Source organism: Pseudomonas yangonensis (assembly GCF_009932725.1).
GTDB classification, from domain to species: Bacteria; Pseudomonadota; Gammaproteobacteria; order Pseudomonadales; family Pseudomonadaceae; genus Aquipseudomonas; species Aquipseudomonas yangonensis.
The window spans coordinates 126,415-150,352 of sequence record NZ_BLJU01000005.1; the positions used below are offsets into that span (position 1 = coordinate 126,415).

A 23,938-nucleotide genomic window follows, 5' to 3' on the forward strand; every position below is an offset into this window, starting at 1 on the left:
CGTTCCAGTCAATCCGCTCACAGGTCGATTCCCCGATGCCAGACACGCTCGGCCGTCACCGTGTGATACGGCGGACGCTCCAGCTCGTAGGCCATGCTCATGGCATCGAGCATGCTCCACAGCACATCCAGCTTGAACTGCAGGATGTTCAACATGCGTTCCTGCGCCTCACGAGTGCGGTAGTGCTCCAGGGTGATGCGCAGGCCATGTTCGACATCGCGCCGCGCCTGGCTCAGACGATTGCGGAAGTAGTCGTAACCGGCAGCATCGATCCAAGGATAGTGCTGCGGCCAGGCGTCCAGGCGCGACTGGTGGATGGTCGGCGCGAACAGCTCGGTCAGCGAGCTGCTGGCCGCCTCCTGCCAACTGGCGCGGCGAGCAAAGTTGACGTAGGCATCGACGGCGAAGCGCACGCCGGGCAGCACCAGCTCCTGCGACAGCACCTGATCGCGGTCGAGGCCGACGGACTCGGCCAGGCGCAGCCAGGCCTCGATACCGCCCTCCTCTCCGGGCGCACCGTCGTGGTCGAGGATGCGCTGGACCCACTCGCGCCGCGTTTCGCGATCCGGACAGTTGGCGAGGATCGCCGCATCCTTGAGCGGAATATTGACCTGATAGTAGAAACGGTTGGCCACCCAGCCCTGTATCTGCTCGCGGGTGGCGCGCCCTTCGTACATGGCGCGATGAAACGGATGATGGATGTGGTACAGCGCGCCCTTGGCGCGCAGCGCCTGCTCGAACTCGGCAGGTGTCATGGCAGCTTGGCTCATCAGAACTCCCCGGTGCGCACAGCCTATAAAACGATGCTCATGCCATCGAACGCGACCTCGATGCCGTGGGCGTCCAACTCGGCACGCTCGGGCGAATCCAGGTCGAGAATCGGGTTGGTGTTGTTGATATGGATAAGGATCTTGCGTGCGGTCGGCAGGCCGTCGAGCAACTCGATCATCCCGCCGGGACCGCTCTGGCAGAGGTGGCCCATCTCGCTGCCGAGCTTGTCGCCCACCTCGCATACGCGCATCTCGTCGTCGCGCCACAGCGTGCCGTCCACCAGCAGGCAGTCGGCGCGGCGCATCCAGCCCAGCAGCTGCTCGTCCACCTGGCCCAGGCCGGGGGCGTAGAACAAGGTCCCGCCCGTGCGCAGGTCCTCGATGAACAGACCGATGTTGTCGCCCGGATGCGGATTGCCGCGATGCGGCGAATACGGCGGCGCGCTGCTGCGCAGGGCGATGGCGGTGATGCTCAGCCCCGGGCAGGCGGGGATGGTGAACGGCTTGGCATCCAGCTCGATCAGCCGGTGCTGCAGGCCGCCGTTCCAGTGGCTGAGCATGTTGAACAGGGGAAAGCCGGTGGTCAGGTCCTGATGGACCATCTCGGTGCACCAGACCTGATGCGGGCAGCCTTCGCGCAGGGTCAACAGGCCCGTGCAATGGTCGATCTGGCTGTCGAGCAGGACGATGCCGGCAATCGCCGTGTCGCGCAGTTTGCGCGCAGGCTGCAGCGCCGGAAAGGCTTCGATCTGCGCGCGAATGTCCGGCGAGGCGTTGCACAGGATCCACTGCTCGCCTTCGTCGGAGATGGCGATGGACGACTGGGTGCGCGGCTGCGCCCGCAAGGTGCCGGCGCGCACGCCGCGGCAGTTGCGGCAGTTGCAGTTCCACTGGGGGAAACCGCCGCCGGCGGCGGAACCGAGAATCTGGATTTGCATGGCGGATTACCAGGGGGATGCCCCGGGCGTGCCGGGGCCAGGAGCGATCAGCGGTTGGCGAAGTACATGGTCACTTCGAAGCCAATACGCAGGTCGGTGTAGGCGGGTTTAGTCCACATGGTGCGGTCCTCTTTTTATGGCGCCGGGGCATTCCGGCACCCTCATTAAGCCCCCGCCAGGCAAGAGGCCAAATGGTACTTTGGGATGAATCGGCACTGGCATTGGTAGGTGACGCTATCAGTAGGCACGACTCGTACCCGAAGGTTCCTGTAATCGCCGGGCCTGAAACATGCATCAATAGAAAACGCCCGGCTGAAGGGCGGTAGGCGGGAATTCAGCGTATTCGCTCGATCACGGTGGGCCTGGTGCCAGTCTCCATCGCGGGTAAATCCGCTCCTACCAGCCACGCGCGCCTTTTCTGTAGGAGCGGATTTATCCGCGATTACGCTCAAGCAAATGCAGAGCCAAACCTCATCGCCAAATAAAAAACGCGACCGAAGCCGCGTCGCGATAAGGGTCTGCTGCCGTACAGGCTGATGGCCGCCTGCAGATCCACCCGGGTAGGGTTCTTCGCCGTGCAAAGGCGGCGCGCCGGAGCGAGCGCGCCGCTATGTGGATGCATCGGAACTCAGAGTCTGCTCACGATCTCGCGAGCTAGAGACCTACAAGGCAGAAACAGGCGAGAAAGCGGAGTGTACTTTTGTCCGCATGACTCGCTTCGCTCGCCCCTCCGGGGCCGCACTGAAGTGCGTTGGCCGCAAGCGGCCTGCCGAGCCTGTTTCTAACGCAGTAGGGCCGACGCGCAGCAGATCGTGGGCTGGCTCTCAGAAGAAGCCCAGCGGATTGATGTCATAGCTCACCAGCAGGTTCTTGGTCTGCTGGTAGTGGTGGAGCATCATCTTGTGGGTTTCACGGCCGACACCGGACTTCTTGTAACCACCGAAGGCGGCATGCGCCGGGTACAGGTGATAGCAGTTGGTCCATACGCGACCGGCCTTGATCGCGCGGCCCATGCGGTAGGCGACATTGATGTCGCGGCTCCACACGCCGGCACCCAGGCCGAACTCGGTGTCGTTGGCAATGGCCAGGGCCTCGGCCTCGTCCTTGAAGGTGGTCACACCGATCACCGGGCCGAAGATTTCCTCCTGGAACACGCGCATCTGGTTGGTGCCCTTGAGCAGGGTCGGCTGGATGTAGTAACCGCTGGCCAGGTCACCGTCCAGACGCTCGGCGGCGCCACCGGTGAGCACCTGAGCGCCTTCCTGCTGGGCGATCTCGAGGTAGCTGAGGATCTTGTCGAACTGCTGCTGCGAGGCCTGGGCGCCGACCATGGTCTCGGTGTCCAGCGGGTTGCCGCGCTTGATCTGCTTGACCTTCTTCATCACCTCGGCCATGAAGGCGTCGTAGATCGACTCCTGCACCAGTGCGCGCGACGGGCAGGTGCACACCTCGCCCTGGTTGAAGAAGCCCAGCACCAGGCCTTCGGCAGCCTTCTCGATGAAGGCCGGCTCGGCGTTCATGATGTCGGCGAAGAAGATGTTCGGCGACTTGCCGCCCAGCTCGACGGTGGACGGGATGATGTTCTCGGCGGCGCACTTGAGGATGTGCGAGCCCACCGGGGTGGAACCGGTGAAGGCGATCTTGGCGATGCGCTTGCTGGTGGCCAGCGCTTCACCGGCCTCACGGCCGAAGCCCTGGACGATGTTGAGCACGCCCGGCGGCAGCAGGTCGCCGATGATTTCCACCAGCAGGGTGATCGACAGCGGGGTCTGCTCGGCCGGCTTGAGCACGATGCAGTTGCCGGCAGCCAGGGCCGGGGCGAGTTTCCAGGCGGCCATCAGCAGCGGGAAGTTCCACGGGATGATCTGCCCGACCACCCCCAGCGGCTCGTGGAAGTGGTAGGCCACGGTGCCGTCGTTGATCTCGGCGGTGCTGCCTTCCTGGGCGCGGATGCAGCCGGCGAAGTAGCGGAAATGGTCGGCGGCCAGCGGCACGTCAGCATTGAGGGTTTCGCGCACGGCCTTGCCGTTGTCCCAGGTTTCGGCCACGGCCAGCAGCTCGAGGTTGGCTTCGATGCGGTCGGCGATCTTCAGCAGGATGTGCGAGCGCTCCTGCACGCTGGTGCGGCCCCAGGCATCGGCGGCGGCATGCGCGGCATCCAGCGCCTTGTCGATATCGGCAGCGTTGGAACGGGGGAATTCGGCGATCACCGAAGCGTCGACCGGGCTGGTGTTGCTGAAGTACTGGCCACTGAGCGGAGCGACGAATTCGCCATTGATGTAGTTGCCATAGCGCGGCTTGAGGGTGACGACGGCGCCTGGAGTACCCGGTTTCGCGTAAATCATGATGCTGACCTCTCTTGTTGTCGGAGCCCGCTGCCAATCGGGGAAGCGAGTCATGGTTCGATCTTAGGAAGGCCCCCGCGACCTCGGTATGCGCCCATGGCACAGATCGTCTCGTCATTTGGTAGTAGAGCGGCGAGCGGTCTGGCACGGGTCATTTGGCAGCAAGGTGGCAGGGCTGCGAAGGCTAAAGGCTAGACCCGTTCGCTTCGCCTTGCGTTCCCGGATACGAAAATTCGCCCCGCGACATTTCGAAGCAGCTCGCAACGGGCCAGTGGGAGCCGGAAACGACGATGGCCGGACAGAGTCCGGCCATCGTCTGCCACATCAACCGATCAGCGCTTGGCGACCAGCTCCTTCGGCAGCTTGAAGGTCCACAGCATGCCACCCTGGTTCAGGTGCTTGACGCGCTTGGCCACCTCGCCACCCCACAGCGGTACCGCACCACCCCAGCCGGACAACACAGAGACATACTGCTCGCCGTCCATCTCCCAGGTCACGGGCGAGCCGATCACGCCCGAGCCGGTCTGGAACTCCCAGACTTTCTCGCCGGTCTTGGCGTTGAACGCCTGCAGGTAGCCTTCCGGGTTGCCGGTGAACACCAGGTTGCCCTTGGTGGTCAGCACTCCGCCCCACAGCGGCGCGTAGTTCTTGTGGCGCCAGACTTCCTTGCCAGTCTTCGGGTCGATGGCGCGCAGCACACCGATGTAGTCCTCGTTCAGCGGCTTGATGGTGAAGCCGGCGCCCAGGTAGGCCGCGCCCTTCTTGTAGGCGATGTCCTCGTTCCAGATGTCCATGCCCCATTCGTTGGACGGCACATAGAACAGGCCGGTGTCCTGGCTGTAGGCCATGGGCATCCAGTTCTTCGCGCCGAGGAAAGCCGGCGCGGCGAACACGCTCTTGCCCTTCTCTGCCGCACTCGGCGAACCCGGGCGGTTGCTGTCGTCGTAGATCGGCCGGCCGTTCTTGTCCAGGCCCTTGGCCCAGGTGATCTTGTCGACGAAGGGGAAGCCGCGGATGAACTTGCCGTTGGTACGGTCAAGCACGTAGAAGAAGCCGTTACGGTCAGCGGTGGCCGCCGCCTTGATGGTCTTGCCGCCTTCCTGGTAGTCGAAGGACACCAGCTCGTTGACGCCGTCGAAGTCCCAGCCGTCGTGCGGCGTGGTCTGGAAGTGCCACTTGATGCTGCCATCGTCCGGATTCAGCGCCAGGCGCGAGGACGAGTAGAGGTTGTCACCCGGGCGCAGGTGCGAGTTCCACGGCGCCGGGTTGCCGGTGCCGAAGAACAGCAGGTTGGTGTCGGCGTCGTAGTAGCCGCCCAGCCAGGGCGCGGCGCCGCCGGTCTTCCACAGGTCGCCCGGCCAGGTCTTGCCGGCCTCGCCGCCGCTGATGCCGTTCTCGACGGCCTTGCCGTCCTTGTAGACGTAGCCCATGTGGCCTTCGACGGTCGGACGACTCCACAGCAGCTCGCCATTCTTCGGATCATAGGCTTCGATCTTGCCGACCACGCCGAACTCGCCACCGGAGACGCCGGTGATCAGCTTGCCGCCCACCACCAGCGGCGCGGCGGTGATCGAATAACCGGCCTTGTGATCAGCCACGCGCTTGCTCCACACCACCTTGCCGCTGTCCTTGTTCAGCGCCACCAGCTTGGCGTCCAGGGTGCCGAAGATCACCAGATCGTCGTACAGGGCGACACCACGGTTGATCACGTCGCAGCAAGGGCGGATGTCGTCCGGCAAGCGAGCTTCGTACTGCCACAGCTCACGCCCGGTGCGCGCATCGACGGCGAACACCCGCGAATAGGAGGCGGTAACGTACATCACGCCGTCCTTGATCAGCGGCTGCGCCTGCTGGCCGCGCTGCTTCTCACCGCCGAAGGACATGGTCCAGACCGGGCGCAGCTCCTTGACGTTCTGATCGTTGAGGATGTTCAGCGGGCTGTAGCGCTGGCCCTGAAGACCGAGGCCGTTGGTGACGATCTCGTTGGTGGTGGTGGCGTCCTTGAGAATCTCGGCGTCGGTGACCGCCAGCGCGGCGGCGGACGGCAACAGCATGGCGGCACAGAGTGCGGTGAGGAGGAAAGGCTGGCGAAGACCGGCGTGTTTCATTGCGGCTACCTCTGCGGGTTCATTGTTATTGCCGGGAATTTTTCCCGGTCTGCCGCAAATTCTTGGCTCGCACAGGCCACCCAACAATTGCACCCCCAGCCGATTTTCCTCGTTCCTTGGTAGCAATACCTGCTCCAAAGGCTGCGATCATTACGATTGCGGCGGCCACGGCTTTGCCCGACACTTGGCCGCCCGCACATTCTGACCGGAGACGCCCGTGCCCCACCCTCGCCAGGAAATTCTCAACCATCCCGATGCACTGGATTGCACTGTCTATCGTCCCGACGAGCAGGACCCGGATACCGAAGAGCAGGACCTGGGCGACGGCAAGGTCCTGATCACCGGCGCCTTCGAGCCGCCGCAGGACTGGGACGCGCACCAACGCGAGGACTACTACGGCGAAGAAGATCCCACCCACTTCGTCACAGCCCATATCGAATGCCTGGCCAAGCCGGCGACTCGGGATTTCTTCATGCCCGAGAGCGGTGACTATGTGGCCGTGCAATCCAGCCTGGGCGAAGTGGTGATGTATTACGTCTATGACCACGAAGAGACCGAGCACGGCCGTCATTACGTGCTGATTCGTGATGACGAAGAACTCTAGGCCCAGACACACTGTGGGAGGCGCTTCAGCGGCAATGTCTTCATGTGTGTAGCCCGGATGAAATCCGGGGATAGCGAGCATATTTCTCCCGGATTTCATCCGGGCTACGAAGCCGGCATAAGAGTGGGAGGCGCTTTAGCGGCGATATCTTCCTGCGCAGGTCGCGGCTGAAGCCCCTCCCACAGCCCCCCCTACAGCACCGCACGCCGCTAATCCTGACGATCCACCCGCGCCATGGCGTTGCGCTCGTAGCGCGGATAGAGATGGCTGACGCTGCGGATCAGCTCATAACGCGACAGATTGACCTGGGCGAAGCGCGCGGGGATGGGCGCGCGGATCAATTCGTTCATCTCCGCGCCCTGCTCCGCTCCCTGACGCAGCAAGCCATCGAGCCAGCCCAGGTAATCGCGCATCTGCGCAAAGGGCGCCGCGTCCGTGGTCACTGGGCCATGGCCGGGCACGATCTGCTTCCATGGCATCGCTTCGAGCCGGTCCATATCAGCCAGCCACACGTCCAGCCCAGGGCTGTTCGGTGTGGTCAGCGCGCGCTGGTAGAACAGGATATCGCCAGCGAACAAGACGCCCGTACGCTCGTCGAGAATAGCCAGGTCGGCGCCGGTGTGGCCGCGCAGCGCCAGCAGTTGCAGGCGCCTGCCGCCAATTTCCAGCGTGCCCTCCTGCACCTCCTCACTGGGCAACACCACCTCGGTGCCGCGCATCCAGTCGCCGACCAGGCGGTACATGTTCTCTGCCATGGCGTCGCCCTGTTCGGCCAGCAATCGAGTGGTCTCGGGTAACGCAGCGATGGGTACGCCGGCGAAGGCCTGGTTGCCCAGCACATGATCGGGATGATGGTGAGTCAGCAGTACGCGCACCACCTGTTTGCCGGTGGCCTTCTCGATGCTCTGGCGCAGCGCCTCGCCGTAGCGCCGCGACGGCCCGGTGTCGATCACTACCACACCGTCCGCGGTTTCGATGAAGCCGACGTTGACGATATTGCCGCCATTTTCCGCCGCGAAATTGTCGGTGCTGCCTTCCAGCAGCCAGACGCCGTCAGCGATCTGCCGGGGTTGCAGCTGGTAATCGAGTGCTTGGGCAAACCCGGTACCGAGAGCCAGCAGAAACAATATCCAGCGCATGCCTTTCTCCTCGAAATCTGCCTGAGCCGCGTGCTTCGCCCCGAGGCGGGGCTCCTACAGACTGGGCGAGCATCGTTGCTTCTTGTAGGAGCCGCGCCCCGCGGCGAATGGAACCGTCGTCAGAACGCGGCCTGGAATTCGTTGCCGTTGTTGTCGCGCAGCCAGACTTCGGCCTGCTGATCGCCACGCAGGTCGAAGGTCAGCGTCGGGTTCTCGCTGACCGCCGGGAACAATTCGATACGCCCCAGCACCTGGCCCTGGGCATCGCGCAGCTCGGCTTCCTCGATGTAGAACTCGGGAATACTGCCGACCAGGCCGTTGTCCATCGGGTGCGACACCTGCAGGCGCAAGCGGCTGTCCTCACCACGTACGAAGCGCTTGCCGAGGACCTGGCCCAGGCGCTCCTCCCAGCCAGCCTCGGCACGCACCACGCTGGGCGCAGTGCAACCGCCGCCTGCCGCCTCGACGCGAGCCGAGCCGATATGCCAGACGCCATCGTCGGTGAGCACCGCAGCACGAATCGGCGTGGCCTGCTCGACGCGGATACGGATGGCCAGGCTCGGCTCAAGCTCGGCGCCGGGGGCGAAATCGAGAATACGCGGGATGGGATTGAGTTCGGCCCAGGCCAGAATACGCTTGACCTTGCCGCGGTAGGCGCTGGCGTCGATCTGGATCGGCACCTGGCGTGCATCCTCGGCGAACGGTGGCACCTCGAGGCGAACCCTGTCGTCGAAAACGAAAGCCTCACCGTTCAGCAGACGCTGGTGGTAGTAATCCCACATTACCGAAGCGACCGGATCGGGCGCGGCCGCCCGTGCTTCCCAGGCCCAGGCAAACAGCGCCAGCAACATCAGGCTACGCCAATCCATCGCCCACCTCCGGCTCGAATCTTATTGGTATTGTTCAGGCTTCTCGAAGCGCAGCCCGTAGCGTGCGTACAGGCGCTCGAGCGAACCATCGAGAATCAGGCTTTCCAGCTGTTCTTCCAGGGCATAGGCGAGCTGACGATTGGTCTCGTGCACCGCCATTCCGATTTCCCAGATCTGCCGTCCCATGTCCGGGTAGGCGTTCTCGGCCAACGCCAGTTGCGGGTCATTGGCCTCGTGTACCAGCCAGTCCACCTCGCCACGCAGCGCCATCACCGCATCCACCTCACCACCCTGCATGGCGGCAAATGCCTGCTTGGGCGTCGGGTAGTGTCGGGTTTCCTGGCTGAGCATGCCGCCGTGCACCGAGCTCAGGTAGAACGAGGGCACGCTCTCGACCTCCACCCCGACCGGGTGCTGACGCAAGGCATGGATACTCGGCACCTCGGGCAGGCGCCGACGGTCGAACGCCAGTTGCCAGCGCTCGCGCTGATAGGGGCCGAACATCACCACGCGCTCGTTGACCAGTTCGCCCAACTCGTTGCGCAACTGCGCATAGTCACGGTCGTAAGGCACGCGCAGCATCACATCGGCCAGCTGGCCCTGCGCAGTCACCCGTCCACGCCAGATGTAGTCGCGCAGGTCATCGTCTAGCTTCTCACCCGGCGGCGCCCACATCAGTTCCAGCCTGAGGCCAAGCCCTTCTGCCAGTGCCTTGGCCAGCTCGTAGTCGACACCGCGCGGCTGACCGCCCTCCTCATAACTGTAGGGCGGGAAGTTCTGGTACAGCGCCACACGCAGAGTGCCCGACTCGATGATGCGGTCGAAATCACGCACCTGCGCCTGGGCTGTGCCCAGGCAAAGCAGCAGGCCACACAGGAGGATCAGCCGGCGCATGACGCGAGCGCTTATGAAGAAATCGTCGCGAGCGATGGCAGGTCGCGCTTCGCAGGGGCGCAGCAAGCGGAATGTATTGAAATACATGAGCATTGCGAGCACCGCCGAAACGCGAGATGCAGAGCGCAGCAGATTTATCATCAAGCGCTTACTCCTCGACGTGCACACTCTCCAGATAGGTACGCACCGCCCACAGGGCTTCCTGGCTCAGGTAGTCGGCCATCTTCGGCATGTACACGCGACCATCGCGCACCGCACCGTTGATCACCCGCTCCTTGAACCATTCGTCACCGCTGGCACCCAGCTCCAGCAGGCGCAGGTCCGGAGCGATACCGCCGGACTTGGCTTCCAGGCCATGGCAGGCGGCGCAGTTCTGGTTGTAGGCAGAGGAGCCGATCTCGATGGCGCGCGGGTTGTCGCGATAGGGGTTCTCTTCCAGCCATTCCTCACCCAGTGGCTCCAGGCCGTCGGTGTTCACTGCCTGCGGTACCACATCGCCATGCGCCCAGAGGTTGGTCGACGCGGCGAGCAGCAGCAGCGCCAGAGTGGATTGGATCTTCTTGTTCATGGCTAGGACCTCATCTAATGCACGCAAGACAGCCCGTTCAGAGCTTGTGGCGATCATCTTAGAAAGGCCGCGCAACGCGCCGAATGCTGCTTTGGTGGTCGCGTTCTAGTCCCTTGGTAGTAGGGCTTGGGTCGGGGTGTTGGCGATGCCTTGGCAGCAAGTCCAAGTCATGCCCCGACCGGGAAATCCTCCCGGTGAAGGCGGGAGTTTTTCCGTAGGCGCAAAGGTGGCCGGGTACCACCATCGACTTGCCACTGCGGCGATCACTTTCTTCAACGGGAAGCACAACCATGACAACAAGAAACCTACCCAGCACCCCGCGCCCCCTGGCGCTCGCCCTGATGCTGGCCGGCGGCCTGGCGCTGGGCCAGGGCGCGTTCGCCAAGCCGGTCACCTGGGAAGACATTGCCAACGACCACACCACCACCAACAACGTGCTGCAGTACGGCATGGGCACCAACGCCCAGCGCTGGAGCCCCTTGGCCCAGGTGAACGCCGACAACGTGTTCAAGCTGACCCCGGCCTGGAGCTACTCCTTCGGTGACGAGAAACAGCGCGGCCAGGAATCCCAGGCCATCATCCACGATGGCGTGGTCTACGTGACCGGCTCCTACTCGCGCGTCTTCGCCCTCGACGCCAAGACCGGCAAGCGCCTGTGGACCTACAGTCATCGCCTGCCCGACGACATCCGCCCGTGCTGCGACGTGGTCAACCGCGGCGCCGCCATCTACGGCGACAAGATCTACTTCGGCACCCTCGACGCCCGCGTCGTGGCGCTGAACAAGGACACCGGCAAGGTGGTGTGGAACAAGAAATTCGGCGATCACTCCGCCGGCTACACCATGACCGGCGCGCCGACCATCGTGAAGGACGGTAAGAGCGGCAAGGTGCTGCTGATCCACGGCAGCTCCGGTGACGAGTTCGGCGTGGTCGGCCGCCTGTTCGCCCGCGACCCGGATACCGGCGAAGAAGTCTGGATGCGCCCCTTCGTCGAAGGGCACATGGGTCGCCTGAACGGCAAGGACAGCACCCCGACCGGCGACATCAAGGCGCCGAGCTGGCCGGACGATCCCAACCACCCGACCGGCAAGAAGGAAGCCTGGAGCCAGGGCGGCGGCGCGCCGTGGCAGAGCGCCAGTTTCGATGCCGAAACCAACACCATCATCATCGGCGCCGGCAACCCGGCCCCATGGAACGGCTGGGCGCGTACCAGCGACGGCGGCAATCCCAAGGACTATGACAGCCTGTACACCTCCGGCCAGGTTGGCGTCGACCCGACCACCGGCGAAGTGAAGTGGTTCTACCAGCACACCCCGAACGATGCCTGGGACTTCTCCGGCAACAACGAGCTGGTGCTGTTCGACTACAAGGACAAGGACGGCAAGGTCACCAAGGCCACCGCCCACGCTGACCGCAACGGCTTCTTCTACGTGGTCGACCGCGCCAACGGCAAGCTGAAGAACGCCTTCCCCTTCGTCGACAAGATCACCTGGGCCAGCCATATCGATCTGGAGACCGGTCGCCCGGTCGAGAACCCGGGCCAGCGCCCGCCGAAACCCAAGGCCGGCGAAACCAAGGGTGAAGTGGTCGAGGTCTCCCCGCCCTTCCTCGGTGGCAAGAACTGGAACCCCATGGCCTACAGCCAGGACACCGGCCTGTTCTACGTACCGGCGAATCACTGGAAGGAGGACTACTGGGCCGAGGAAGCGCACTACAAGAAAGGCTCTGCCTATCTGGGCATGGGTTTTCGCATCAAGCGCCTGTACGACGACCACGTCGGCATCCTGCGCGCCATGAACCCCACCACCGGCAAGGTCGCCTGGGAACACAAGGAGCGTCTGCCGCTGTGGGCCGGCGTACTGGCCACCAAGGGCAACCTGGTGTTCACCGGCACCGGCGACGGCTACTTCAAGGCCTTCGACGCCAAGAACGGCAAGGAGCTGTGGAAGTTCCAGGTCGGCACCGGAATCATCTCCCCGCCCGTCACCTGGGAGCAGGACGGCGAGCAGTACATCGGCGTGACCGCCGGTTACGGCGGCGCCGTGCCGCTGTGGGGCGGCGACATGGCCGACCTGACCAAGCCGGTCGCCCAGGGCGGCTCCTTCTGGGTGTTCAAGCTACCGAGCTGGGATAACGCCAGCGCCCAACGCTAAAGGCCCAACGCATGGCGCACCTGAGTGCGCCATGCGCCTTTGCTTGTAGGAGCGGCTTCAGCCGCGAAGCGAACCAGGCCATCATCCCGAGGACTCGCCATGAACTACCTGCCCCTGCTTATCCCTGTCCTGCTGCTGGTAATCGGTAGTCACGCCATCGGCGCCGAGACCGAGAACGACGGCGTGCCGCAGATCAACGGCTGCCGCATCGAACCCGACAGCAAATGCCCCAACGCCAATCTGCGTGGTGCCGACCTGCGCAACCTCGACATGCGCCGCATGGACCTGTCCGGCGCCGACTTGTCCGGCGCCGACCTGCGCCACGTCAACCTCGACCTAGCCAACCTGGAGAAAGCCAAGCTGCGCGGCGCCAACCTGACCCGCGCCAGCCTGCAACAAAGCAACCTGCGCCTGGCCGACCTGTCCGGCGCCAGCCTGGTGGCCATCGGCGGCTGGGCCCTGTTCGCCCAGGCTGCGCAATTCGAAGGCGCCGACATGCGCGCCGCCAACCTGGAATTCGCCCGCCTCTCCGGGGCCAAGCTGCACAACGTCCAGCTGCAGGCCGCTAACCTGGAAATGACCTGGCTGAGCAAGGCCGACCTCAAGGGCGCGCATCTGGAGGATGCCAACCTGCAGGAAGTGAAGCTCGGCGGCTCCAACCTGGAAAACGCCAACCTCACTGGCGCACGCACCCGCTTCGGCAACTTTCAGGACGCCAACATGCCCGGCTGCGTGCAATGCCCCAAGGGCTGGGACTGAGCTTCACCACCGCTGCAACACCTCGGCTCTGTAGGAGCGGCTTCAGCCGCGATGCTTAAGAGCGCTTCGCGGCTAAAGCCGCTCCTACAGATCATCCAGGCGCCGGGCTAGACGCATCACCATCTGGGGCGGTGCCAAAAACAACTGAACCATGCCGGCACAAGGCAATCCCTTTTTAGGAACAGCCAGATCGAGGCGGCAGCGTCCGGGCCGCCATCAGTCATCGACCCAAGAGGGATCTGCCGTGACCACCACCACTGCAACTCCACACGCCTACCCCAACATTCTCAGCCCCTTGCACGCCACCCTGCTGTGCGGCCAGGTGCCACTTTTTCTCGGCGCCCTGATCGCAGACATCGCCTACTACCGCAGCTACCAGATCCAGTGGAGCAACTTCGCCTCCTGGTTGATCGCCGGTGCCCTGGTCTTTACCGGTCTGGCAATGCTGTTCGCCCTGGTCGGGCTGTTCCGCAGGCGCAACCCGCGCCCGCTCACCTACTTTCTGCTGCTCCTGGTTACCTGGGTACTGGGTTTCATCAACGCGCTGGAGCACGCCAAGGACGCCTGGGCCGCGATGCCCATGGGCCTGGCCCTGTCGGTGATCGTCACCCTGCTGGCCATCGCAGCCACCTGGGTCGGCATGGCCCAACCACGTACAGGAGATGCCCGATGAAAACGTACCTAGCACTGACCGCCCTGCCCCTGGCCCTGCTGCTGACTGCCTGCGGCGAAGAGCCCGGCAGCAACCAGCAGTTCTACGGTGCCCAGCCGGACCTGCCCGAGCCCGAACGCGGCCTCCTGCCGAGCATGACCATTGCCGAGCCGACGCCCTGGGGTGACCAGCGACCGACCGTGCCCGAAGGCTTCAGCGTCAGCGCCATCGCCACCGACCTGAAAATCCCCCGGCAAACCCTGGTGCTGCCCAATGGCGACATCCTCGTTGCCGAAGGCCGTGGCGGCAACGCAGCCAAGCTCAAGCCCAAGGACGTGATCGCCGGCGTGATCAAGGCACGCGGCAACACCTCGGTGGAAAGCGGCAACCGCCTGACGCTACTGCGCGACGCCGATGGCGATGGCACCTATGAGCTGCAGACGGTGTTCGCCGAAGACCTCAACGCGCCCTACGGCCTGGCGCTGCACGAAGGCAACCTGTACGTGGCCAACCAGGACGAGCTGGTGCGCTTTGACTACGAGGAAGGCCAGACCAAGGCCAGCGGCCCGCCGAGCAAGGTCGCCGACCTGCCATCGGAGATCAACCACCACTGGACCAAGGCGCTGACCATCAGCGAGGACGGCCGCTACCTGTACGTCGGCATTGGCTCAAACAGCAATATCACCGAACGTGGCATGGAGGCCGAAATCGACCGCGCCATGGTCTGGCAGGTGGACGCCGAAACCGGCGCCTACAAGCCCTACGCCACCGGCCTGCGCAACCCCACCGCGCTGGCCATCCAGCCGGGTACCGGCACCTTGTGGTCGGTGGTCAACGAGCGTGACGAACTGGGCGAGGACCTGGTGCCCGACTACCTCACCTCGGTTCAGGAAGGCGGCTTCTACGGCTGGCCCTACAGTTACTTCGGCCAACACGTCGACCCACGGGTGAAACCACAGGATGATGAAAAGGTGGCCAGCGCCATCGTTCCCGACTACGCCCTTGGCGCCCACGTCGCCGCGCTGGGCCTGGACTTCTCCAGCGAAGTGATGGGCGAGCAATATGCCGACGGCGTATTCGTCGGCGAGCACGGCAGCTGGAACCGCAAGAACCCGGTGGGCTACAAGGTGATCTTCGTGCCCTTCGAAAATGGCCGCCCTTCAGGCGACCCCATCGACTTCGTCACCGGCTTTCGCACCGAAGACGGCAAGACCCGCGGCCGCCCGGTGGGCGTAACGGTCGATCCGAGCGGCGCGCTGATCGTGGCCGATGATCTGGCCAATACGATTTGGCGGGTGGTGCGGGAAGGTAGCGAGTGAGGCTAAGGGAAACGACATATGGCTCCCACGCTCCGCGTGGGAGCCAGCCTGCGACGCTCTGCGTCGCCAGCGGATGTATATGCACCACGATCTACAAGCGGACGCGGAGCGTCGAGGGATGCATTCCCACGCAGAGCATTGGAACGATCAATACACTCACGTTATTCCTTTTCCTTCCTGTCTATCATCATTGAGCTTGGCGCAAAAGTTTCACAAAAAACCTCCGCACCAAACTTTATAGCCAAAGCAGCAGCGCTGGCAGCAATCATAACAGCAGATATGCTCACAGAATTAAAAGATGCAACTATCGCTCCCGCTATATATTTTTTATCATACACAACAGAGAGCCCTTGACTCCAGGCCTTATATATATCGCTATCCGGACTACAAACGGCTCTCCAAGCTACCCGCTTTAGTGCCGAGCTAGCCCTTTTACCCAACTCCTCTTTATTTGCTTCAGCTATGGGCGGTGGAAGGAGTTTTATATCAGGGCCTGGCAACCTTAGCGTGTAGGTGGACCGAACACTAGCTAGTAAGTCAATAGAAAACTGCGGAACAGCACGCCCCATTTCCAAGTAAATCTGATTTTCTGATTTAGTCATAACCAGCTTTACAGCTTGCTGGTCAACTTCATCAAGGCTCAAAGAATCTCCGCTATCATCCCTAAGCCCAACCAAAATACTTTCTTCCTCCAACCTCTGAATTAGTCTGCCGTGAAATTGTTTCCGTCGCCCTTCAGATTTGATGTTATTAATACTCTCAACAGCTTTAACAATAAGCTCTCGGCCCTTATCAAAATTAGCTTCTCTAAGATAACAAATAGCCAACAATGAAACAGCTTCCAGATAGAGCCTAGTGCTTTTTGAGCTTTTCTGAATAGTTCCTTCGAAGCCCATTTTTGCATAGGTAAGACTATTTGCTTCCATTGCCGTTTCGTAAAGCCAATTCTTTGCCTGAAGTATTCTTGTTTCGTGGCCAGTGGGCCTAAGTAAATTTTGTATTTTCGCTGTAATTTTCTTTGCTTTTTCTAAATCAGCAGTTCTAACACAAGCTCTCAGTTGCGGCTCCAGAACAGCCAACTCTTCCTTCTGTGCTTTAGTCAGCAATGGTTGTTGCGACACTATTCTGGCTCCTTATGAAATCAATGTCGGTTAGAAGTTCGTCCAGCATATCCATTGCATCAGAATTCGGTCTAACCCCGAACTACAGCCATGGCTCAGTGCCAGCAATCTACACCTAACCAGTAGCTTGATGCGAGCCTACAGACGACGCGCGATTTAGACTGTGCAGCAGAGGTTATGGCTATATCGGAAGCAGTTCAGCAAGCAGGCCATTGCAGCCGGCCCTCATCCCTCAGGCGCTTTCCACCCCAACCCTGACCACCCCACTATCAATCGCCAAATGCACCAGCTCCGCCTGCGAGCTGATCTGCAGTTTGTTCTTTACCAGGGTCTGGTAGTTGGACAGGGTCTTGGCGCTGATGCACAGCTTCTCGGCGATTTGCCTCGGTGGCAGGCCGCGGGCGAGCATGACGAAGATTTCGAATTCGCGCTGGGTCAGTTCACGCAAACGCGGGTCGAGGCCATCTGCGCTAGCCGGATTGCAGGCCAGCTGGGTGGCCAGTTGCTGCTCGATATAGGCGTGGCCGGCGGCGGTGCGTTTGACCGCCTCCACCAGCACTTCCGGTGAGGAGTTCTTGGTCAGGTAGCCGATGGCGCCGGCGTCCAGTGCCTGACGCACCAGGGGCAGTTCGTCGTGCATGCTGAAGAACAGCACGCGCAGTTGCGGCAGGCGCTGGCGCAGGCGGCGGGTAGTTTCCAGGCCGCTGATGCCGGGCAGGCCGATATCCATGATCACCAGGTTGGGTATCTCTTCCTGCACCCGCTGCAACGCTTGCTCACCATCACAAGCCTCGCGCAATTGCACCTCCGGCAACAGCGCACGCAGCAGGCTCGCGTAGCCCTGGCGCACCACTGCGTGGTCATCTACCAGCAGAATCTTCATGACGTTGCCTCCAGGGGAATGTTCAGGCACAGCGCCCAACCCGCTTGCGGGCGACTGTGCAGGCGCAGCTCGCCACCGAGGCTGCGGCTGCGTTCGCGCATCGAGCGCAGGCCTATGCCAGGGCGCAGCGGCAGTGCGGTGCCCTGACCGTTATCGCGCACCAGCAACCGCAGCCCTTTGCCACGGCGTTGCAGACGAATACGCACTTCGCTGGCATCGGCATGGCGGGCGACGTTGGTCAGCGCCTCCTGCACCAGGCGATAGAGATGAGCCTTGCTCGCCAGCGGCAGGCTCGGCAGTTGTTCACTCACTTGCAGGCGGCAGCGAATGCCTTGCGCCTGCTGCCAGTCAGCAGCCAGTTGTTGCAGCGCCGGGCCGAGTTCCAGACGCTCCAGCACCACCGGGTAGAGGTCGCGGATCAGGCTGCGAAAGCCCTGCTGCAGGCGCTCGCAGTTGTCGTCGAGCAGGCGCGCGGTCTCCTGCACCTGCTGCGGCCGGTCGGCAATCACCTTTAGCAGGCAGGCCTGGGCGCGAATGCCGCTGAGGTATTGGCCGAGGTCGTCATGCAGGGTCTGACCAAGGCGCGTGCGCTCGCGCTCCTGAAGTTCCAGCAGCGCCTGGGTCAGCTCGGCGTTGTCCGCCTGCACCTGCTGCAGGGTGATGGCCATCTCGTTGAAATGCCCGGCCAGGCGCTTGGCCTCGGCCAGGCCGTGGTCGCGCAGACGGGTATCGAAGTGACCGGCACCGACTTCGCGCAAGCCGGCGAGCAGTTCGTCCAGCACACGTCGAGCCCGGCGCACGGCAAAGTGAATGGCCAGCAGGCTGAGGATCAGAGCAAAGGCGCTGAGCAACAACAGTTGCAGCAGCGAGTCCTGGATTTCCTCGATCTCGTCATAGGGATCGAGGGCGATACGCAACTCGCGGCCATCCTCCAGCGGCCAGGCATCGGCCACCAGTGAGGCCGGGCCCAGCAGGCGTTCGGCAATCCAGTGCTCGATGACGTTTTCGGTCTGCTGCTCGGGCTCTTCGCCCGGGCGCAGCCAACTCACGCGGATATGCCGCAGGTTCTCGGTCAGTTCCGGGCGCAGGCTGCCGGGATTGCTGCGCGCCACTTCGCCGAGGTATTCCACAACCGCCTCGGCGGCCTGTAGCTCGCGCTGCACATCATGGCTGGCCTGGCGCAACAGCAGCGCCAGCCCGGCCAGGGTCACCAGTCCGAACAGCAGGCTGACGCCGAGGTTGATGCGGCCCAGAGCAGTCATCTACTTGACCAGGCTACTTGACCACGAAGTACCCGAGCATGCCCTTGCCTTCCAGACCCTTGGCGTAGAAGCGGTATCTACCCGGCTTGACCGGCAGGAAGAAGATCTCCGCCTCGCCGGCATCCTCGAATTCCAGTTCGGTCAGGGTGACCGCCTTGATCTCCACGCCGCCGGCCTCGACCTTGCGCAAGTAAATGGAAGTGGCGAACTCCGGCGCCTGGAAGGCGTATTCCTTCTGGCCGCTGGCGATGATCTTGAGCTGGTAGGCCTGGCCGGTTTCCAGCTGGTACTCGGTCTGCGACATGAAGTAGTCGCTTTCATCGTTACCCAGCACCAGGTCAGGCAATGCCACCGGGCGGCGGGTCATGTCACCGGCGGCGTGCAGTTGATCGACACCGAGCAGGCTGATGATCAGCAGCAAGGGCAGCAGCAGGGCCTTGAGAATACGCATGGCGTTCACCCGTTCTTGTTATTGGACGTTGCCTGCCATGCTAGGAAGTAAAGGCCCGCGCCGGGTTACTACCTTGGTACTGACGCGCTGGTACTTTGGGTAGGTTTGGCGCGCCAATTGGCGTGACGGACTACGACCTTCGTACGTGTCCGGCGCTACCTTGGGCATATTTCCCGAGACGTAAGCGCTTCCTATGCTGGCGACACCCTCTGCAGGAGTCGCCCGATGCACCGGATCAGTTGCCGCCTGTTGTTCTGCCTCGCCGCCGCGTTCGGTGTGGCGGCCGGCGCCAGCGCGAACGAGCTGCAGGTGCGCATCGGCTACCTGGCGCATCTGCCGCCGCGCGGGCCGCTGTTGTCCAATGTCATTCCGGAGCCGAGCGACGCCGGCCGCCGTGGCGCCGAGCTGGCGATCATCGACAGCAACAGCACCGGGCGCTTCCTCAAGCAGCAATTCGAGTTGCAGAGCGCCGAGAGCGACCAGACCGACGAGCTGCTCGCCGCCGCCGAGCGCCAGCACCAGGCCGGCATCCGCCTGTTCGTGGTCAACGCCCCGGCCGCCACCCTGCGCCAGCTCAGCCAGCGCCTGCCGGACAGCCTGCTGTTCAATGCCGGCAGTGCCGACGATGACCTGCGCCGCGAACAGTGCCTGGGCAACGTGCTGCACACCCTGCCTAGCCGCGCCATGCTGACCGACGCCCTGGCGCAGTTTCTCTCCGTGCGCAAATGGACACGCTGGCTGCTGGTGACCGGCAGCACCGAAGATGACATCGCCTACGCCGACGCGCTCAAGCGCGCCGCCAAGCGCTTCGGCCACAAGATCGTTGCCGAAAAGCCGTGGAGCTTCGACAACGACCAGCGCCGCAGCGCCCAGGCGGAGATGCCGCTGTTCACCCAGGCCAGTGAGTACGACGTGGTGCTGGTGGCCGACGAGCGCGGCGACTTCGGCGAATACCTGCCTTACAACACCTGGTATCCACGCCCCGTGGCCGGCACTCAGGGCCTGACCCCTACCGCCTGGCACAAGACGGTGGAGACCTTCGGCGCCGCGCAGTTGCAGAAACGCTTCGAAGAGCTGGCCGGGCGCTGGATGAACGACCGCGACTTCGCCGCCTGGATGGCCGTACGCAGCGTCGCCGCCGCCGTGACCAAGCTGCGCGCCGCCGAGCCACAGGCCATTCGCGACCTGGCGCTGTCCGCAGACCTGCCGCTGGATGGCTTCAAGGGCCGCAAGCTGAGCTTCCGGCCGTGGAACGGCGAGCTGCGCCAACCGATTCCGCTGGTACACCCGCGCGCCCTGGTCAGCACCTCGCCGCAGGACGGTTTTCTGCATCCCAGTAACGAAATGGACAGCCTCGGCTACGACCGGCCTGAGGTGAGCTGTGATCTGGCGGGTATGGTCCTGTAGGAGACCACCTGTGGGAGGGGCTTTAGCCGCGAGAGTCGCCGCTGAAGCGCCTCCCACAAAAGCAAGCGCCCAGCCGACGGCTGCAAATCATTACAACAAGAGGATCAACCCCATGCGCCTGACCCGTCTCGCCTGTGCCGTCGCCTTCGGCCTGGCCTGCCACTCGGCCCTGGCCGCCACTGCCTACGTGTCCAACGAGAAGGATGACAGCATCAGCGTCATCGACCTCGACAGCCTGGAAGTCGCCGCCACTCTCGATGTCGGCATGCGCCCGCGTGGGCTGCTGCTGTCCTCGGACAACAAGCTCTTGTACATCTGCGCCAGCGACTCGGACCGCGTACAGGTGATGGACCTGGCCACGCGCAAGATCATCAAGGAGCTGCCCTCCGGCGCCGACCCCGAGCAGTTCGCCCTGCACCCCAACGACCGCTGGCTGTACATCTCCAACGAGGACGATGCGCTGGTCACAGTGGTCGACACCCAGAGCGACGAGGTGCTGGCGCAGATCGAAGTGGGCGTGGAGCCCGAAGGCATGGCGGTGAGCCCGGACGGCAAGTGGGCGGTCAACACCAGCGAAACCACCAACATGCTGCACTGGATCGACACCAGCACCCAGCAACTGGTGGACAACACTCTGGTCGACCAGCGCCCGCGTCACGTCGAGTTCGACAAGGACGGCAAGCGCCTGTGGGCCTCGGCCGAGATCGGCGGCACGGTGACGGTGCTGGACGTGGACTCGCGCCAGGTACTCAAGGTGCTCAACTTCACCATCAAGGGCGTGCACCCGGACAAGGTTCAGCCGGTGGGGGTCAAGCTTTCGGACGACGGCAAGTACGCCTTCGTCGCCCTCGGCCCGGCCAACCATGTGGCCGTGGTGGACGCAAAGACCTTCGAGGTTCTCGACTACTTGCTGGTGGGCCGGCGCGTCTGGCACATGGCATTCACCCCGGATCAGAAGCGCCTGCTGACCACCAACGGCGTCAGCGGCGATGTGTCGGTGATCGACGTCGATGCGCTCAAGGTGACCAAGTCGATCAAGGTCGGTCGCTACCCCTGGGGCGTGGTGGTAACGCCATGAATGCGCTTCAGGTGAGCGGCGTCGGCTTCGCCTATGGCGCGCGCCAGGCGCTCAACGACCTGGCCTTCGAGCTGGCGCCGGGTCGTTTCGGTGCCCTGCTCGGCCCCAACGGCGCCGGCAAGTCCACGCTGATCGCCCTGCTCACCCGCCTGTACGACCTGCAGCAGGGCGACATCCGCATCTTCGGCCACAGCCTGCGCGACGAACCGCGCCAGGCGCTGCGCCAGCTCGGCGTGGTATTCCAGCAGAGCACGCTGGATCTCGACCTGTCCGTGCAGCAGAACCTCGCCTATCACGCCGCGCTGCACGGCATGCCGCGCCGCGAGGCGCAGGCACGTATCGACGAGGAACTGCTGCGTCAGGATCTCGCTGAGCGCCGTCATGACAAGGTGCGCACGCTCAACGGCGGCCACCGCCGCCGCGTGGAAATCGCCCGCGCCCTGCTCCATCAACCACGCCTGCTGCTGCTCGACGAGGCCAGCGCCGGGCTCGACCCGGCCAGCCGCCTGGCGCTGGGCCGGCATGTGCGCAACCTGTGCCGCGAGCAGGGGTTGTGCGTGCTATGGACCACCCATCTGCTGGACGAGATCGAGCCCAGCGACGACCTGCTGATCCTGCATCGTGGCGAGCGCGTGGCCTGGGGCAGGGCCGGCCAGTTCGGCGACGACCTGGCCATCAGTTTCGCCCGCCTGACCGGCGACGAGGCGCTGGGCCGTGGCCATGTGCGCGAGGCGATCCGACCGAACCTGGATGCCCAGGCCCGTAGGAGCGGCTTCAGCCGCGAACACCCCACCGAGGAGCCGCAACCATGATCGCCTACTGGGAATGCCTGCGCGGCATCGTCCTGCGCGAATGGCTGCGTTTCGTCCTGCAGCGTTCGCGCTTTCTCAGCGCCCTGGTGCGCCCGCTGCTGTGGCTGCTGGTGTTCGCCGCAGGCTTTCGCGCGGCGCTGGGCATCGCCATCATCGAGCCGTACGACACCTACATCACTTACGACACCTACATCGTGCCGGGCCTGGCCTGCATGATCCTGCTGTTCAACGGCATGCAGGGCTCGCTGTCGATGGTCTACGACCGCGAGATGGGCAGCATGCGCGTACTGCTCACCAGCCCGCTGCCGCGCGCCTTCCTGCTGGTGGCCAAGCTGCTGGCCACAGCGCTGATCTCGCTGCTGCAGGTCTATGCCTTCCTCGCCATCGCCTGGGTCTACGGCGTGCAACCGCCGGCATGGGGCCTGCTCGCCGCACTGCCGGCGCTGCTACTGGTGGCGCTGCTGCTCAGCGCACTGGGCTTGCTGCTGTCCAACGGCATACGGCAACTGGAGAACTTCGCCGGGGTGATGAATTTCGTCATCTTCCCCATGTTCTTCCTGTCGTCGGCGCTGTACCCACTGTGGAAGATGCGCGAGTCCAGCGAGTGGCTGTACTGGCTGTGCGCGGCCAACCCCTTCACCCATGCGGTGGAGCTGGTGCGCAATGCGCTGTACCTGCGTTTGCATGTCGAGGCGCTGGCAGTATGTATCGGCCTGACCCTGCTGCTGACGCTGCTGGCCGTGCTCACCTTCAACCCGCAGCATGCGGCGCTGCGCAAAGCGGGCTGAGCCGCCGAGTTCAACCTGTAGGAACTCCGCCCCGGGGCGTAATGCTGTTCATTTAAGGTTACAGACGTTGGCTCCCCTCTCCCATTTATGGGAGAGGGGCTGGGGGAGAGGGCTGAAAATGCCGCAAAACTGCCAGTTTCCCCTCTCCCTAACCCTCTCCCCAAAGGGGCGAGGGGACTAATCGCGTCCGACCGATTCTTATGTGATTAACATTACGCCCCGGGGCGAAGCCTGAGGGGCCACGTCGATCTCGCGGCGCAGCCATTCGCCGCGGGGCGCGGCGCCTACTCACCGAGCACTCGCCTACTGCCCAGCCCGACATTTCTACTACTTTGGTACTGGTTCTCCTCTCCAACGTAGAATTCCCAAGCCTGCGACCATGGCCTGTAATACCACTACAACAATAAGTAGAGACCTTGCCATGAAGTACCGTCTGCCCGTGCAAGCGGGCCTGATGCTTGCCTGCGTGTTACTGACCTGCCTTGCGCAGGCCGAAGATCTTTTCGACGCCGATGGTTATCGCAGCAGCCAGTACCGCAGCCCGACGCCGTCCAATCTGGAAGGTGTACAGGTCGTCGATACCCCCGCCCTGCAGAAGCTCCTTGCCGAGCGCCCCGACACCCGCCTGATCGACGTCTACCGCCGCCCTTTCGTGCAGGACCGCTTCGTCGAGGACGCCCCCCACGCCAATCTGCCCGGCAGTCTGTGGCTGGCCAATGCCGGCGACGGTAACCTGGCCCCGCAATGGCAGCGCTACTTCACCCACTACCTGCACCAGCAGAGCCGTGGCGACGTGCGCCAACCCTTCGTGTTCTACTGCCGCTCCGATTGCTGGCTGAGCTGGAACGCCGCGCGTCGCGCCCATGCCATGGGCTATCGCCAGCTCTACTGGTACCGTGATGGCGTCGATGCCTGGGAGCAGGCCGGCCTGCCTCTGGTGCCCGCTCAGCCCGCCGAACTGCCTGCTGCTTTCCTCACGCCCACTGCCACACCATAATCACGACAACGAGGTGCAAGG

Annotated in this window: 23 protein-coding genes; 10 read left to right on the plus strand and 13 right to left on the minus strand. The window is 63.5% G+C overall.

Features of this window, described 5'->3' with window-relative positions; translation table 11 throughout:
* Positions 1–17: 17 nt before the first annotated feature.
* From pqqC to GYB81_RS09345, 5 genes are all read right to left on the minus strand, one after another.
* Positions 18–770, minus strand: coding sequence for a pyrroloquinoline-quinone synthase PqqC (gene pqqC, locus GYB81_RS09325; protein ID WP_161867759.1), 753 nt, complete (start codon positions 768–770; stop codon positions 18–20).
* 23 nt (positions 771–793) lie between these two features.
* The gene (gene pqqB / locus GYB81_RS09330; protein ID WP_161867760.1) at positions 794–1,708 is read right to left on the minus strand and encodes a pyrroloquinoline quinone biosynthesis protein PqqB; all 915 of its coding nucleotides are present in this window, start codon (positions 1,706–1,708) and stop codon (positions 794–796) included.
* Between the two features lie 47 nt (positions 1,709–1,755).
* Positions 1,756–1,827, minus strand: a complete 72-nt coding sequence (gene pqqA / locus GYB81_RS09335) for a pyrroloquinoline quinone precursor peptide PqqA (RefSeq protein WP_003243383.1) — start codon at positions 1,825–1,827, stop codon at positions 1,756–1,758.
* Between the two features lie 705 nt (positions 1,828–2,532).
* Positions 2,533–4,053 carry an acetaldehyde dehydrogenase ExaC gene (gene exaC / locus GYB81_RS09340; protein WP_161867761.1) on the minus strand — a complete coding sequence of 507 codons (1,521 nt, stop codon included), beginning with the start codon at positions 4,051–4,053 and terminating at the stop codon, positions 2,533–2,535.
* Positions 4,054–4,385: 332 nt separating this feature from the next.
* Complete coding sequence (locus tag GYB81_RS09345) at positions 4,386–6,161, minus strand: methanol/ethanol family PQQ-dependent dehydrogenase (RefSeq protein ID WP_161867762.1); 1,776 nt, start codon at positions 6,159–6,161, stop codon at positions 4,386–4,388.
* A 217-nt stretch (positions 6,162–6,378) separates the two neighbouring features.
* On the opposite strand from GYB81_RS09345, the gene GYB81_RS09350 reads away from it, so the two are divergent.
* Positions 6,379–6,765, plus strand: coding sequence for a hypothetical protein (locus GYB81_RS09350; protein ID WP_161867763.1), 387 nt, complete (start codon positions 6,379–6,381; stop codon positions 6,763–6,765).
* A 209-nt stretch (positions 6,766–6,974) separates the two neighbouring features.
* Here the strand turns inward: GYB81_RS09350 and GYB81_RS09355 are convergent, their stop codons facing one another.
* The 4 genes from GYB81_RS09355 to pedF form a co-directional block, all read right to left on the minus strand.
* Positions 6,975–7,904: a quinoprotein relay system zinc metallohydrolase 1 gene (locus tag GYB81_RS09355; RefSeq protein ID WP_161867764.1), complete on the minus strand. Its 930-nt coding sequence runs from the start codon at positions 7,902–7,904 to the stop codon at positions 6,975–6,977.
* Between the two features lie 119 nt (positions 7,905–8,023).
* Positions 8,024–8,773, minus strand: coding sequence for a quinoprotein dehydrogenase-associated SoxYZ-like carrier (locus GYB81_RS09360; RefSeq protein ID WP_161867765.1), 750 nt, complete (start codon positions 8,771–8,773; stop codon positions 8,024–8,026).
* Between the two features lie 21 nt (positions 8,774–8,794).
* The gene (locus GYB81_RS09365; RefSeq protein ID WP_161867808.1) at positions 8,795–9,667 is read right to left on the minus strand and encodes a substrate-binding periplasmic protein; all 873 of its coding nucleotides are present in this window, start codon (positions 9,665–9,667) and stop codon (positions 8,795–8,797) included.
* A 148-nt stretch (positions 9,668–9,815) separates the two neighbouring features.
* On the minus strand, positions 9,816–10,235 hold the full coding sequence (pedF, locus tag GYB81_RS09370) for a cytochrome c-550 PedF (protein ID WP_017363267.1): 420 nt from the start codon (positions 10,233–10,235) through the stop codon (positions 9,816–9,818).
* Between the two features lie 290 nt (positions 10,236–10,525).
* On the opposite strand from pedF, the gene exaA reads away from it, so the two are divergent.
* From exaA to GYB81_RS09390, 4 genes are all read left to right on the plus strand, one after another.
* Positions 10,526–12,388, plus strand: a complete 1,863-nt coding sequence (exaA, locus tag GYB81_RS09375) for a quinoprotein ethanol dehydrogenase (protein WP_161867766.1) — start codon at positions 10,526–10,528, stop codon at positions 12,386–12,388.
* 99 nt (positions 12,389–12,487) lie between these two features.
* A complete protein-coding gene (locus tag GYB81_RS09380; protein WP_012018412.1) occupies positions 12,488–13,147 on the plus strand; it encodes a pentapeptide repeat-containing protein in 660 nt (219 codons plus the stop codon).
* A gap of 244 nt (positions 13,148–13,391) precedes the next feature.
* A complete protein-coding gene (locus GYB81_RS09385) occupies positions 13,392–13,820 on the plus strand; it encodes a DUF2231 domain-containing protein (protein WP_161867767.1) in 429 nt (142 codons plus the stop codon).
* Entirely contained in the window at positions 13,817–15,118 is a 1,302-nt protein-coding gene (locus GYB81_RS09390) for a PQQ-dependent sugar dehydrogenase (RefSeq protein ID WP_161867768.1), read from the plus strand. The genes GYB81_RS09385 and GYB81_RS09390 overlap by 4 nt, the downstream gene beginning before the upstream one ends.
* Before the next feature lie 161 nt (positions 15,119–15,279).
* On the opposite strand, the gene GYB81_RS09395 is transcribed toward GYB81_RS09390, so the two are convergent.
* The 4 genes from GYB81_RS09395 to GYB81_RS09410 form a co-directional block, all read right to left on the minus strand.
* On the minus strand, positions 15,280–16,239 hold the full coding sequence (locus tag GYB81_RS09395; RefSeq protein WP_161867769.1) for a hypothetical protein: 960 nt from the start codon (positions 16,237–16,239) through the stop codon (positions 15,280–15,282).
* Positions 16,240–16,471: 232 nt separating this feature from the next.
* Positions 16,472–17,122 (minus strand): response regulator transcription factor, encoded by a 651-nt coding sequence (locus tag GYB81_RS09400; protein ID WP_161867770.1) that lies wholly within the window; start codon positions 17,120–17,122, stop codon positions 16,472–16,474.
* The gene (locus GYB81_RS09405) at positions 17,119–18,384 is read right to left on the minus strand and encodes a HAMP domain-containing sensor histidine kinase (protein ID WP_161867771.1); all 1,266 of its coding nucleotides are present in this window, start codon (positions 18,382–18,384) and stop codon (positions 17,119–17,121) included. The genes GYB81_RS09400 and GYB81_RS09405 overlap by 4 nt, the downstream gene beginning before the upstream one ends.
* A gap of 13 nt (positions 18,385–18,397) precedes the next feature.
* Complete coding sequence (locus tag GYB81_RS09410) at positions 18,398–18,835, minus strand: cupredoxin domain-containing protein (RefSeq protein WP_161867772.1); 438 nt, start codon at positions 18,833–18,835, stop codon at positions 18,398–18,400.
* A gap of 225 nt (positions 18,836–19,060) precedes the next feature.
* On the opposite strand from GYB81_RS09410, the gene GYB81_RS09415 reads away from it, so the two are divergent.
* The 5 genes from GYB81_RS09415 to GYB81_RS09435 all read left to right on the plus strand — a co-directional run bounded on the left by GYB81_RS09415 (position 19,061) and on the right by GYB81_RS09435 (position 23,917).
* Positions 19,061–20,242 (plus strand): ABC transporter substrate-binding protein, encoded by a 1,182-nt coding sequence (locus tag GYB81_RS09415; protein ID WP_161867773.1) that lies wholly within the window; start codon positions 19,061–19,063, stop codon positions 20,240–20,242.
* Positions 20,243–20,354: 112 nt separating this feature from the next.
* Positions 20,355–21,320 (plus strand): YVTN family beta-propeller repeat protein, encoded by a 966-nt coding sequence (locus tag GYB81_RS09420; RefSeq protein ID WP_161867774.1) that lies wholly within the window; start codon positions 20,355–20,357, stop codon positions 21,318–21,320.
* Positions 21,317–22,132 carry an ABC transporter ATP-binding protein gene (locus GYB81_RS09425; protein ID WP_161867775.1) on the plus strand — a complete coding sequence of 272 codons (816 nt, stop codon included), beginning with the start codon at positions 21,317–21,319 and terminating at the stop codon, positions 22,130–22,132. The genes GYB81_RS09420 and GYB81_RS09425 overlap by 4 nt, the downstream gene beginning before the upstream one ends.
* Positions 22,129–22,920, plus strand: a complete 792-nt coding sequence (locus GYB81_RS09430; protein ID WP_161867776.1) for an ABC transporter permease — start codon at positions 22,129–22,131, stop codon at positions 22,918–22,920. Before GYB81_RS09425 ends, GYB81_RS09430 begins: the two co-directional genes overlap by 4 nt.
* Positions 22,921–23,341: 421 nt before the next feature.
* Positions 23,342–23,917, plus strand: a complete 576-nt coding sequence (locus GYB81_RS09435) for a PQQ-dependent catabolism-associated CXXCW motif protein (RefSeq protein ID WP_161867777.1) — start codon at positions 23,342–23,344, stop codon at positions 23,915–23,917.
* Positions 23,918–23,938 lie beyond the last annotated feature (21 nt).